Here is a 13,021-nt window from a genome sequence, read left to right on the forward strand (position 1 = left end):
AACACGTTAACAAGAAAAAAAAGTTCTTGGCAAATGCGACGCCCCTAAGCCTGGCCCACTACAGCAGCCCCCCCCCCCACACAATTCAATGCCAGCTAGAACTAAAGGTCTGCGGTTGATGTTGATCACAGAGCTCGGCGGGCGTTAGCTCGCGCGGCTCTCGCAGTGCCTGAAACGCACTAGCGGCCAATTGCTTGGTCATATTTATCGCGGTAAACAGGACCGTCTGAATGAATTTCGGCGAATCAACGACGTGATTCCAGTGCTTTCCGCGGCGACCTGACTGCCTGCAAAATGAAATTGCGGCGGATATCCCTACAGACCCTGCTTGGGAGCCCGTTGAGATTGCCAGAATTAAGATCAGCTATAGGTACGTGGTTTCTTCGCCCACAGACTATAACGGAGAGATGATCGAACCTCGCTTTGCCGCATTGTGATGAGCTTGATGTTGAGTGCCATACAACACCCGGCCACTGCGCCAAGAAGTGATGCGCCCAGCCAACGAGGCCATGACCAGTCCACGGAAACAACAAGCAGTATCGTGCCGCCCAGCGCGACCACGCATAATATGCATGTACAACCCCATTTATTCCTTGAGGAAATTCTGGACCAAGCACTGACCGACACGGGCTCGCACTCCCATTGATCCCGTGCACGCACCACTTCTAGATCGATCTGAAGGCGTCGTATCGACTTTTCATTGGAAGCCTCCCTGAGCGCTCGCTCGACCGACGAACGAGCCGGAAATTCAGAATCCCACTTCCGACAAATCACGACCCCATAAGCCTGCAGTACAGGCAACACCCACTCGGGACTAGCGAGTGGCTCGAGGTATCGGCCATCCAGAACGGCCCAATATTGAGTTACCCCAAATGTACAGACTGTATAAATCACTATTCGCTCGGGCGCAGGATAGTCTTCGGTACTGGTACATGCAGGGATCCATTCTTCGTTAAGGCGCTGAAATAGACTCACCCGGTTCTTTCCTTCGCCGGCCAGGAACAATCCAAGAGGGCGAATCCACGTGTATGTCGCACCCTCATCGCTGCCCCAATGCGCACGATCAGGGTGCAGGAGAAAGGAAAGCACAGCGGCCTCTTTCTCTGGCGACATCGTTTCGGAATATTGGCGATGTGCATCGCCTATGACCCTCCTGGCCGGCACCAACGCCGGAATGCCTTTGTCGGAACTGGTTTTGCGAGCGAACGGAAACGCCCTAAGGTAGAACGTGAATCCTTGGGGAATGTGATGTTCGTCGGGCCAGAGATTCAAGCCCTGCCCTGCGATCGCCGAAAGCCGAACGCAGCGCCTAGCTAGAGCGTCGCAAGCATGTTTGTTCGCCACCATCTGCGCCACAGCAATATCGAGCGCAGGTGAGGCAATGTAATCCAGGCGTGGCAGTATGTTTGACTTGTTGTTCTCGATGCTCATTGGCAGCCACATGTAGCTCTAGGATCTATGGGCTGAGCCCGATCGTAAAATTGTCAACCCACATCTGTTTTGGCCATCTAGGCCACGATCACGAGCTTAGGCGAGCTCTTGCGATCGCACTTGCTACTGCATATCTTAGCTTGACTCGACCATATACTGTTATTCGCGCGATGCAGCTGGCGCCTCGCTCATTGGCCCTTGATCGCAGTTGGCGTGAGGATCGGGGATGCTCAAGGGCTGGTACGCATTACTAACTAAGCTTCGTTGGCCTCAAAACTCTTTGATAGCACGTCCTGCAACGAGACCTTGACCAGGCTCAGATCGGCGACCAGATTTTTGAGCTTTGATACGCCCAGGTTTTTCTACACATCTCAGACGTCACTCCAAGCACGTCGAAGAAGAAAGCCTTGGATCGGTGTGACGGGCGCCTACCTTGGCGAACGTTGGGCCGAGAAACAGGACATCAACCGGATCTACACACAGCCAGATCGCAGCGGCAACGAGTGGACGCGCAACCCGGAAGATCCTCAAGGCACTTGGACGCGCACGGTGAGCGCACCGATGCCAAACGGCGGTTTTCAGGAAACGCGGCTCGTTGCCGCCGGCCGCCTTGCCGATGAACTGAATTACCGCGCGGCGAACGACTCGTATTCGCTCGGGCTGGCAAATCCACCAAAGCCGCAGGATCCATACCGCCTGGATGCCAAGGCCGAAACGCATCCGCCGCGCGAACCGTTTGAAACGAGCCGCGACTACGTGCGCGATGCTCAGACCGGGCAGTGGCAGCTCGAGATCAGGGAAAATATCGACGGCAAGATACCGATCACACGCAATGCCCCGATTAGCACCGAGCGTGCAACCGCGCTGGAGAGCCAGTCGCAGACGATCATCGCGCAGAACGCCGCCAACACGCCGGAAGCAATAGCGGCCCGCTACCAGATCGCGTACAACCAGTTCGGCTGGAATGAGTTCGCCAATCGAGAACCAGTGCCGCAGGCCATCACGAACGCGCGCACGCAACCGCAGCCGTTACAGGCTTCCGACGGCCATTCCTACACCCGCGACGCCAACGGCGAATGGACCACGCCAGGCACGTTCTATGGCACCAATCCAGCAACCGGCAACACGCGCGAGGAATTGAACCGTACCTGGCAGAGTCAGCAGGCCGGCCTTCAAGACATGGCGTCGATGGCGGAGGTCGCCCGCAGCAATCCCACGCCGACGCAGAGCGATTTGCACAGCCAGGTGGCCGGGATGTACGCCCGCGCTGGCATTACGCGCACTGACGCGCACTGACGCGCACTGACGCGCAGATTGATGCGGCCACGGCGGCAGTTGCACAAGACCATGCACGCGATACGGGCAAGCAGATGCCCTTCTTCCTGCAGCTGCAGAAAGATGGCTCAATTGCCACGGTGGTTGGCCAGAACGACGACCGCATGGAGATCAGGGCAACCACGACGGCAGCAGAGATATCGCAGGCAGAACGGCAGCAGGCCATGCCTGCCAACATCCCCCAACCCAACCCCTCCACGCCATCGCCTCACACACAGCAGCCTGCAGCGCCGCCTACGCAAACCCCATTGCCCAGCGCGCCGTCGTCGCAGACAACGCCGGAACATTCGTCAGCGCTGGATGACGATCACTTGCAACAGCGCGCAGCGGCCACGGGCAGAACCACGACACAGGTCGCCGCACCGGCAATGCAGATGGGTGCGCGCTCTAATCCATCGCACGATCCTCGTGAAGACGAGCAGCCATCTGTGAATCGTCAGAGCGCCGTTGGCCCAAAACCGCAAGACGCTGCGCTGTTGGCGCAACTACGCTCATCCATCGCAAGGCTCGATGAGAGCGCCAACAAACCGTGGGATGAGCGCAGCGATCGCATGGTTGCTAGCGCCTACAGAATGGCGGTGGAGGCAGGATTCAATCCCGGCGACAAGGTCGACGTTGCACTGAACATACCGACCGACAAGCTTCCGGGCGGCGTGACGATGTTCGTGATGCGCTCAGGCCCAGGCGCCTCCCCGGATCCGTATGCCAACCGCGCGCACATGCCGACCAGCGAGGCTCTAGCTGCGGCTCCCGAACAACAGTATCTGGCGGCTAACCAGGCACGCGATACGCAAGAGCAAACGCGCTTGCAAGAGCTCGCACAGGCTCGTGATCACAGCCAGGATGATCCAAGCAGGAGCGGGCCGCGAATGATGTAACCCGGCCAATAATCAATTCGCATGTTTTTGTAGGCGCTTCGGTGCGGCCAACTTGCACGCTATACCTGCAGCACAATCAGGCGGTCGGAAAAACAAGTTTGACGGCTTGCGAGGCAGTCAGGCCCAGGGTTGCAGTCAGCTGGAAGAACTCGATGACATCCAGCCGGCGAGCACCGGCCTCAACCGCGGAGACGCGCTGCTGTGGCCAGCCCAATGCACGAGCCACCTCACTCTGCGACAGCCCCAGCGTCTCGCGGCGGTCACGTAGCCGTTCCACCAGCTTTCGGTAGTCATCGCGATAAATGGTTTTGGACGCCACCGTCGTCACCGGGCTTGGACGACTGAGCAATCTATGACCCATCTACCGGTTACATGAAAAACATGTAGCCAAAGCAAGGGGCCGCTGGTAGCATCCCCGGCTTACTCGCGAGAGGTGCGATGGTATGTGCAGCCACTCAACCGACTCTGCCGCCCGCCGCCTGCGACTTGGTGCCCTATGCACAGTCGCTGGGCTTGGTACGCCTTGCCGCCTGGTATGCGCTTGAACTGTCCACCTCAACCGTAGCGCCCTTCAGCACCGGGACGGCCCTAAGCCACTCGCTGTTAGGGCGCTTGGAGGATGCAGGAGCGGTACGGGTCTCCCAGAGCCCAGAACCGGGCATTCGGCGCTCGCTGTACGAGCCGCTGGCCTGGTTCTATCCCACCGACTGGGGTGACCCTCAAGATCTCCAAGCCAGACTTCACACCATCCTGGTGGGGCTGGCGGCGCGTCCCGACACAAGGGACGCCAAGGTTGAGCTATGGGCCGCACTGGCTCATGCCGAGATCGAAACCTACCTCACTCATTTGCTACGTCGCCATACGCTTGAGCCCGCCGGCGCATCCCTGATCATGCATGTGATGGCTGATGAGTGGGCCAATCTCAGCTTGGCGCGCAAGCGCTATTTGGCCTGGTACGGGGCCAGGGGGGCGGCCGCTGCGTTCTTGCGAACTGGCATGGATCAAGAAGCGGCACGCAACGCAATGTTAGAGGAGATGCGCCGCAGAGCTCGTTGGCTCAACTCCCAAGCGACCCGCAACGCATTGGCGCATGATGAATATCGCTTTGTACCGGATCCTAATTGGAAGCGGCCTGTCCTTCTGGAAGTTTTTCTGAGCATATTGCTACCCGAAGGAATGTCATATTGGTCTGATGTTCCATAGCCAAAGCACGGATCTCTTTCCACCGTAAACCGTGCACTGCCGTGATCAAGGTGCCGATGTAGGGCGCGAAACCTACCATAGGCCCGCACACCCGCAAGGGGCGGCAGCGACGTACCCTAGAGGAAATGATGCAATGACGATGCCAGTCGAGCGCACGCGTAACCTTATCCAGGCCGGGGCATTTCTTAAAGAACTCTCGGCTAATGCGGCCGTGCCCAAAGCGGTCCGAACGGAGGCCTACCGACTGCTGCGTCACTTCCCCTCGGTGTCGGACGTCGAAGCAATTGCGGCCAATGAAGCGCATCTACTTCAGCTTACGGGATCAAGGCTGGTAAGGAACTACCTCGTCCCCACGTTCGACGATGACTGGGTTCGCGGGTACAAGCTTGGTCCACACATCGGGGGATAGATACGGCTATCGCGGATCTCCAACTTTTGGACCTCCTGGGCACGGACGCTCGGCTAGCTGGACTGCATAATCACATCACGCTTGAACTCTATCCTGAACTTCCTAAGCTCGGACACAGACACTATTTATGGCCTAAATCGGCCTTCTTGTAAGTATCCATGAATACGAGGGTGCCCCCCCCCCCTTTCGGAAGGCCCCTTGATTGATCGAATTCACAGCTCAGCGTCAGATTCGGAAGCATTGATCAATGCATCGATCTCTGCACCAAAGCCGCCGATCATCATCTGATACATCGTGTTCGCCTGAAGTCGGGCACTCTCATCAATACTGAGAAGATCGATTCGACCATTTGGCAATTTACGCACCTGCAAAAGCGAATCCGGACCACGCAAGCCGCGCGCAAAGTGCATCTTTCCCAAGCGCAGTTGCTCGCGAACAAGGTTAATACGATCTTCGAAATCGACACGCGTCATGGGCGTGGACATGCGACTAATGTTCTTAACCATAGATTTCAGTACTTGTTCAATGTGGTTTGATATTTTCCACTGACGTGCAAGCTCCACGCCAGGCGCCAACCAGATGGCAGATCGAACGCGGCTCGCCTGACGGCGAGCAACGCATGCTCGAAAACGCGGCTCTGAACAGGTGACATCACAGTAGCTGTACTACCGTCGCGCCAATGATGACGCACACATGCCGATGGATCGGCGCCGATCAACGCCAAGAACTGTGGTGTCACGATCGCTGGCGTCAAGGATCCAAACGTTGCGGCAATTGGGCGGACCCTACCACAAACATCCGTCGCGTTGCTATCTTGAAAGTCCGGTATCTCCGTAGAAAGAAAAGCCGGGTCGGATACCGGACCGGGGCGCTTGGATCCTGGCGCAATCAACTCGGGAATCAACTCGACGTGGACGAGTTTCTTATCAATCTCCGCCATGCACTGCATATGCAGATATACAAAGTCGTGGTCCGACGGCTGGTAGGCATCTTCATCTCTCGCAATTAGCGCTTCGATCAGGCGGGAAGTTGGCCGCAGTTCAGCTGGCGGCTCCACCAGTGACTCCGGGTTGCATGTTCTGAGAATGGCATCGGCCACCCGCAATGCATCAAGCGACAGATCGGGAAAGATGGCAACGCACAACGCATGCCGCACCTTGCATTCCCAGCGATCCAGGAGACCTATCCGCTCGCGAAATCCCTGTGAGACACTTAGTTCCAGTGCATGACAATCTTCAATGCTCAACGGCAAACAGGCTGTTGCAAGTGCCGCAGCGAATCGCTTTACTGATGTAGAGTCCAACATACCAATTTCGCTCAAACCTTTCCAAACACCGAATAGATTGGAGGGAAGATATGTTGGAGGAGGCGGAGAAGCATGCACCGCATCCGATGAATCCGATATCGGCAACCTGGCTTCGAGCGCGCGTGCGAGCTTGGCTGCGCTGCCATCTCCCTGTCTGCCAGCCCTATCAGCCACCCGGATAAGTGCCGCATACCTACTGACGTGGGCGACTTGATCCGGCAGCGCATCCATCTCCAAGTAGGGAACGATTCGCGACCACAACCCCAGCGGATTCTCTTTGGACAAAACATCAAGCGCGCCGGTTGCGACGTCAGCCCGATAACGGGGATCACGCGAGACCATGAGCCGTACAACTGGCTGAATCCATGTATCTTCCGTCCGCAACAGCCAAAGCAGCATGGATGCTGCACTATCACGTCGTTCCCAGCTGGGATGGTCCAACGTCCAAAGCAAGAGTTCCAGTGCCGGCGGCGTGTCCTCATCGTGCGCTTCGTTGCCAATGTACGTAAAAGGATTGGTAGATGCAGCACCAACCAGCAACCCTACATGGTCGATTGCCACGTCCAGCATGTCGGCTTGTGCTTGCGCATCCAACCCAGAGCTGGCCAGCTGGATAAGTCGGGAGGCAATTTGCCATCGCTGGGTGTGCCGTTCCTCGATGGCAAGATCGCCATAGGCCCGCGCCAATGCGTCACCATCTGGAATGAGACTTTTCAGGATTCGATCTGCCTCGCCGGCCGAGTGGAGGTGATCCCATACCGACCATTCCCCTCGCTGCAACGCCCTAAGCGCCTCAAGGCTGCAAGCGATCGCCTCAGCGGAGTTCCGTCGTTTGAGATGCTTTCGCGACGCCTCCAACGCGCGTTCCGCCTCCTGAAGCGCAGACCGCCTCCCGAAGGTCCCTGGCATCCAAATCCCGTCCTCGTCGCCGGATTCTGGCTCGCCTACATCAACCGAAGGCTTGGTGACTTGCGTAACCTGCTTATCCAGATCTGTTCGCAAACCGTTCAGACGCCGCCTGCGAACACCGAAGTTCGAACTGATCCGGTCAACCTGATCCTCGGATAAGTCGCCCTCGATTTTCTCAAACAAGGAGCCTAGCGCCGTCAAAGCCGCTGGCTCCAAGCGCGACATCAGGGCCTGCAGCAGGAGCCATGCTCTTTCTCGACTCATCGACAGCGAGAGCATCTTGATTCTGTTAGATGCCCATGCAAGATCTAACGGATGATCCACTAGCCGATTGATGATGTTGGCGTAAGCCAAACCCCAGCCATCCAAGTAGCGGTCGTCGCCCTGCAAGTAGCTCTCTAGCAGAGCCCAGCGTATCCGCCAACCAAGAGAAACATCTACGTGCTTGACGAACTGCAGCAGCGCTGCCTGCTCTTCCAGCGATCCACCCGGAAATCGCATGCCGACAAAAGGCGACACGCGGTCTAAGTCGCTCTCTGCAACTTGGTCGAACAACTGCTGGTTGGTTCCACACGACTGGTGCTGAAAATACCTCACAGCACCGGCGCTCAAGCCTCGCCGACAAAGTTCCCCGATAAACGATCCCTTGTCGGCGCGCACGTATCGCCGAAACGTCATCTCGCCAGTCGCTCGCTCAAGATTGGCCGCAATCTGTGCGAGAACCACAGTATCGACTGCGGTTCCAAGGGACAACGCCGCGAGCGTCTCCGACATCAGCGATAGTTGATCCTCCTTGTACCATCCGGGGCCCATCGAAACCCCCAGCACGGAGCGGTACGTACGTAATGCTTCCTCCGGAGCGCCTATTCGAGCCAACAGCGACACGATTTTTAGCAACTCCGGCACCAACTCATGCCGGTTCTCTACGTTCTTTAACGTGTAATCGCGCCATGCAACCACCGCGTCGAACACGGTGTCTTCCAGACCACCCAACTTATCTGCACTGATGATGGGCCCAATCAGGCCCTCCAACGCTCGACGAAATCCTTCGTTGTAGAGCCCAAGTTGCTCACCAAATCCCCTTTTTAACAAGGCAAACAAAGCATCCGCGCTTCCGCCAAAGCAGTCGATGTATAGCCGCACCAAATGTTGGTAGAGCCACGGAATCACATGTTCCGGCATAAAATAGCTCTCATCCCACCGTATTCGGGACTTGAGCGTGAATTCAAATGCCGGTAGAAGATTAACTTCAATGTCCTCCCGAATCGCGTTGACAGCTACGGCATCGTTAAGCGCATATGCACGCCGAGCACAACCGTCGTGGCAGGCCACCGACCGTGCGAGGGTAACGAGGCGAACCTCCCAGTTATCCGAGTCAGGGAGCTGAGCAACTGGCCACACCAGTTGCTGGGAAAGGAAATAGCTGGCGCGTTGTCGTCGATAGGCATCATCGAACGCTTTCTCGTCGGCGAGCGCTCTGTTCTTGGTGAACAAAGGAATATCAGCCACCGCGATAAGCATCTCTCCCGCATATCGCATGACGAGTTCGGGCGCCGCTCCGACTTCGATCAGGGCATCGACCACGAAGAAGGTCCGGTCATCGACTGGCAGGCTTCCGTCAAGCTTTTCCTCAATGTCGGAAAGTAACAGCTGCACAGGCGCCTCCTGCAGCTCAATTCCGTAAGTGTCGCTGTACAATTTGGCATGCAACAGAATGGCAATCAGCGACGTTGCCTGAAAATGCGGTGGCACCCCATCTGGGATCGGAATCTTGGCGATGGACTTGTAGGATCCTCTCAAGCAAAACGCGGCGCCAAGCATGTCACCAATGATAGCCTGCATGATCTCTTGCTGCTGATCCACAGGCAGGCCATTACCCGGATTCATAACCACCCTGCGGGCGTACTTAAGGAGCTCGATCGTGGGAGGGTCACTACCGGCTTCCTCGACAAGCACGTAGAGGTGAGTTCTCAGCTTCATAAGAAAAGTAAACTGGTTCCAGGTCATGTCTTCCGGCGTGAACGCCTCAGTCAATGCCCGTTCCACAGTCTCTAGGATTTTTCCCGCATCATCGTATTGCTTGGCTGCAATCATGCTTTGGGCGACGGCAAAGGCCTCCTGAGGGTCCACGATCAATGTGCGGTAACGGAGAATGTGCCGCAACGCCTGTTTGGTCTTGCCTAGTGAAATTAGTGCCTGGGCCACCAACTCAGCAGACTGTGCGAATAACGTGTTGTAGCGAAACCCCAATCGCTGAGACAACAAAAGCAGTCTAACGATGTCGATGGCCTTGCCTTCGGCCGTTGCAATGGTAAGCGCATCGTCAATGTCCGTCAGAAGCACATCAGGCTCGGCCTCCAACAGCACCGCATGATCGACCCACGTTTGATCGCAGGCATTGAGCGCTTCTCTCCTGACATCACGCTCGCCAAGAAGTCCGTGATAGATCCTATTCAGCACTCCGTAGTCGCCGCTTGCGGTATCTGTACAGAAGTCCGCAAGCCGTCCTTGCACCCAGTTACCTGAGACCGAAGTCTTGTGGACGACAAATTCTGAAAAGGAGGGATGGTAGATCTCTGTCTCTTCGGCGCGCGATAAGAGATGCCGGATTCTTGCAAGCGTCGAGACATAGACGGCACGCTCGCCCATGTTCAACAAGGGCATAAGCGCGCTGGTCGGCACGCTCCAGCGCAATCGCGCGATGATAGCGAGCAGATTGACCACGTCGTTATCTTGAATGAGCCTAGCCCAGATCGTCTCGTAATAGTCCTCGATGGCGCCGCTGAACGCGGGCAGTGTCCGCAGCTCTTCATCGCTGATGCCGCCGTTCACTAGGTCAATCAGGTAGCGCAGATATAGAGGGTGACCCAAAGCCCGCTCGCACAGCAGATCGATTAGCGCCGGCGTAGCTCTGTCGCCTTCCAGCGTAGACCGGCAAATTTCGACTTGTGCCTGGTCATCAAGGGCGGGCAGTGTCAGACGTACCGCGCCGCGCGCAATGTCACCGAGTTTGCCAGACAAAGCGTCCAGCCCGACTCCCGTGAGGACAACCTTGAGTCCGGTAGGCAACACACGAGGGAGCAAACCAATAAACCGTTGCAGGGCTTCCCCCCCCAAACGGTCAGCCTCATTGAGGCCATCAATGAACAACACTCCTCGCATGCCAGACCGGACGCAGCCATCCGCGAGCTCCTGCAACGCACGCGCCGTATGCTCAATGAGCTGCGGGTAGGACAACTCCGTGAGGCGCGCAGGACGCCCCGTGGACTTTGCCGAGCGCAACGAGTTGAGCCAGTCGAAGAAAATCTCGGGCTGCGCTTGGTGAGCAGGTGTGGAGAAGCGCGCCCGGTCCGTGAACGCATAAACTCCTAGGACGTCGATACCTCCACCATTAGGATCGAATGTCTGGCAGTAGGTCGACTTTCCGATTCCGTGCGTCCCTTCTAAGAGCACATAACCTGATCCGCCCTCACGGAGACAGTCAGTAAACTTTTCATCGAAATTCCTGCGCGCAACTCCTTTGGGAAGATCCACATCCGGTGCATCGACCTCACTTGATGAAATAACCCCATGGCTCTCAAGAAATGCTCTGAATCGCGCGGTTCCGACTGCCCCAAGCGTGTTGTCCACCCGGATCCGAATAATCCCCTGGCAAACGTCGTCTACAATGAGCGCTGCACCGGACAAACCCTCGTAGCCGGACAGAACCGTCTCCGGATCGACGGTCAAGTCTAGGTCGATGCCTTGAACAGGGACCGCGAGCACTTGCTGCACTGTGCCCTGTGCAAGGTGCCCGACGTCGAGTTTAACGGCCGGATAGCCAAAGGCATGCCAGCACATTCCCGGCCGCACTGGATTGGCCGAAAGGGCGATCGGGCGATAGCCAAGCGCTTCCGGTAATCCCAGCAGGCACACGTCAAGGTCCCCGTCGGCCGCAAGCACAGTCGCCTCGAAGTCCCGCGTGGCCCCACCGCCGTAGAAACGCACCGTGACGTGGCCGCACAGTCCGCCGTCCGCTCCCTCAATGGTGTGGAGCGCCGTCAGCACATGGCTAGGCGAAATCAGCCAGCCTGTGCCTGATTTTTTATCTGCCAGCACCTGACAGGACGCATCCTTGATTTCTTCTTCGATCACGTCCTTGTCTCCCCAACAGTGATCCAGTCGCTGCGTCCAATGTGCACGCTGAACGACGCACCGGCTCTTGATACATGTTGTGACAGCTTCCTTGCGGCGGGCGTGTCGTAGTTGAGATGTATCTGGCGTTCGAAGGCTGCAGGGCGGTCGACAATTTCGGCCAATACCTCGAAGTCCGGGTGCCCGTGACGCGATCCATCAGAAGAGATCAGAAAACACGGCGCGTCGACGCGTTGCAGCAGTTCGACGCTTGAGTTATGCCGGCTGCCATGGTGCGAGATCTTGATCGCATCGAACACGACCGGTGCGGACCCCTTCGCAGGTACAGCCGCAATAACGTCGTCAGCCCAGGCATCACCCAGGAACAAAAGTCTTGCCCCCTCCCCTTGTACGACGAAGGCGATTGAACTCCCGTTAGTTAACGAAGTGTCGGCGATATGGACGTCTTTCAAACCTCCCGCCTCTCCAGCTGCGATCGAAGTAATCGCCGCAATGGGGGTCGACCTCTCCGATGCCAGCCACATCTCGTACGCGTCCTCGGCCAGATCGCTGATCCGGCCACTGCCCTTGTAGCTGAGCTGCCGCAGCTCAGATAGCCACCATCCGCGCAGGGCATGCAACCGACCGATCGGCGGACCTATGACGTGTAGCTCGACGCCTTCAACCAGCACCCCCGGCAGTGTCTGCATCTGCACGCATCGCAGGCCATTATCGCCATTCCATCTATACTGGTATTGCGCCAATAACCGGGCCAACGAGCTACCCTGACGTGCGCTGATTGGCCGTGCTTCGGGCGACGCTCCCACTTCGATCGAAAACCCACGGCGCTGGATTGCCTGTAGCAGCTGCCGGTCCGCAGTATTGTCTGCTGCGCCTGAGGCGGCAGGCAAAGACCGCAGACCGTTGTGCCAAAACTGATCAACCTCGATAATGCGCCGGGCACCGGGAGCACCATTCGCCCCAATGAACTCGATCATTCCGCCGATGTGGTCAGCATCAACATGAGTGCATACGGCGAGACTGAGGCGCCTTCCTGCTTGATGCAATTTCAACAGGTCAGGAGCGATTTCATCTCGAAAAGTGGAGGCATACCCAGCGTCAATCAGGATGTGTTGCCCCGCGACCTCAACAAGGAAAGCGTCGCCGTTCCTTGCGGGATACATCTTCAGCTTCGGCATGGGCAAGGCACTTAGGAATATGAATTTGCATTACTATACCGCCCATATTGCTCGACAGCGGAGAGCTATGCAAACCAAGAACCAGAACCTTTCTCTCCTCCCCGACGACATGTACTACCGGTACCGGCGTCCGAACGGAACTCCCCTCCTTCCTCCAACAGGCGACCCGGCGGCGAGCTGAGCCGTGTATTCGTCAGCGACTTCACGCCGCTGGTTCCAGCTTCTGGAAGCTTACGCC

9 protein-coding genes are annotated in these 13,021 nt (G+C 57.3%); 4 read left to right on the forward strand and 5 right to left on the reverse strand.

The genetic code is table 11. The features are described from left to right. Positions 1 to 360: 360 nt before the first annotated feature. A complete protein-coding gene (locus tag VZ068_RS14405) occupies positions 361 to 1,431 on the reverse strand; it encodes a hypothetical protein (RefSeq protein ID WP_349655676.1) in 1,071 nt (356 codons plus the stop codon). A 417-nt stretch (positions 1,432 to 1,848) separates the two neighbouring features. Here VZ068_RS14405 and VZ068_RS14410 point away from each other — a divergent pair, with 417 nt between their 5' ends. Next, complete coding sequence (locus VZ068_RS14410; RefSeq protein WP_349655677.1) at positions 1,849 to 2,727, forward strand: hypothetical protein; 879 nt, start codon at positions 1,849 to 1,851, stop codon at positions 2,725 to 2,727. Positions 2,728 to 2,801: 74 nt separating this feature from the next. After that, complete coding sequence (locus VZ068_RS14415) at positions 2,802 to 3,644, forward strand: XVIPCD domain-containing protein (protein ID WP_349655678.1); 843 nt, start codon at positions 2,802 to 2,804, stop codon at positions 3,642 to 3,644. A gap of 76 nt (positions 3,645 to 3,720) precedes the next feature. On the opposite strand, the gene VZ068_RS14420 is transcribed toward VZ068_RS14415, so the two are convergent. Continuing rightward, positions 3,721 to 3,963, reverse strand: coding sequence for a helix-turn-helix transcriptional regulator (locus tag VZ068_RS14420; protein ID WP_349655679.1), 243 nt, complete (start codon positions 3,961 to 3,963; stop codon positions 3,721 to 3,723). 170 nt (positions 3,964 to 4,133) lie between these two features. Here VZ068_RS14420 and VZ068_RS14425 point away from each other — a divergent pair, with 170 nt between their 5' ends. Next, a complete protein-coding gene (locus tag VZ068_RS14425; RefSeq protein ID WP_349655680.1) occupies positions 4,134 to 4,847 on the forward strand; it encodes a hypothetical protein in 714 nt (237 codons plus the stop codon). Positions 4,848 to 4,986: 139 nt separating this feature from the next. Then, a complete protein-coding gene (locus VZ068_RS14430; RefSeq protein ID WP_323545139.1) occupies positions 4,987 to 5,256 on the forward strand; it encodes a BPSL0761 family protein in 270 nt (89 codons plus the stop codon). Between the two features lie 212 nt (positions 5,257 to 5,468). Here the strand turns inward: VZ068_RS14430 and avs1c are convergent, their stop codons facing one another. The 3 genes from avs1c to avs1a are packed head-to-tail and all read right to left on the reverse strand — an operon-like array spanning position 5,469 to position 12,783. After that, entirely contained in the window at positions 5,469 to 5,741 is a 273-nt protein-coding gene (gene avs1c / locus VZ068_RS14435; RefSeq protein WP_349655681.1) for an AVAST type 1 anti-phage system protein Avs1c, read from the reverse strand. 26 nt (positions 5,742 to 5,767) lie between these two features. Beyond that, positions 5,768 to 11,605 (reverse strand): AVAST type 1 anti-phage system protease Avs1b, encoded by a 5,838-nt coding sequence (gene avs1b, locus VZ068_RS14440; RefSeq protein ID WP_349655682.1) that lies wholly within the window; start codon positions 11,603 to 11,605, stop codon positions 5,768 to 5,770. Beyond that, positions 11,602 to 12,783, reverse strand: coding sequence for an AVAST type 1 anti-phage system MBL fold metallo-hydrolase Avs1a (gene avs1a / locus VZ068_RS14445; protein ID WP_349655683.1), 1,182 nt, complete (start codon positions 12,781 to 12,783; stop codon positions 11,602 to 11,604). The genes avs1b and avs1a overlap by 4 nt, the downstream gene beginning before the upstream one ends. Positions 12,784 to 13,021 lie beyond the last annotated feature (238 nt).

It is taken from the genome of Xanthomonas sp. 10-10, from assembly GCF_040182365.1.
GTDB lineage: Bacteria > Pseudomonadota > Gammaproteobacteria > Xanthomonadales > Xanthomonadaceae > Xanthomonas > Xanthomonas arboricola_F.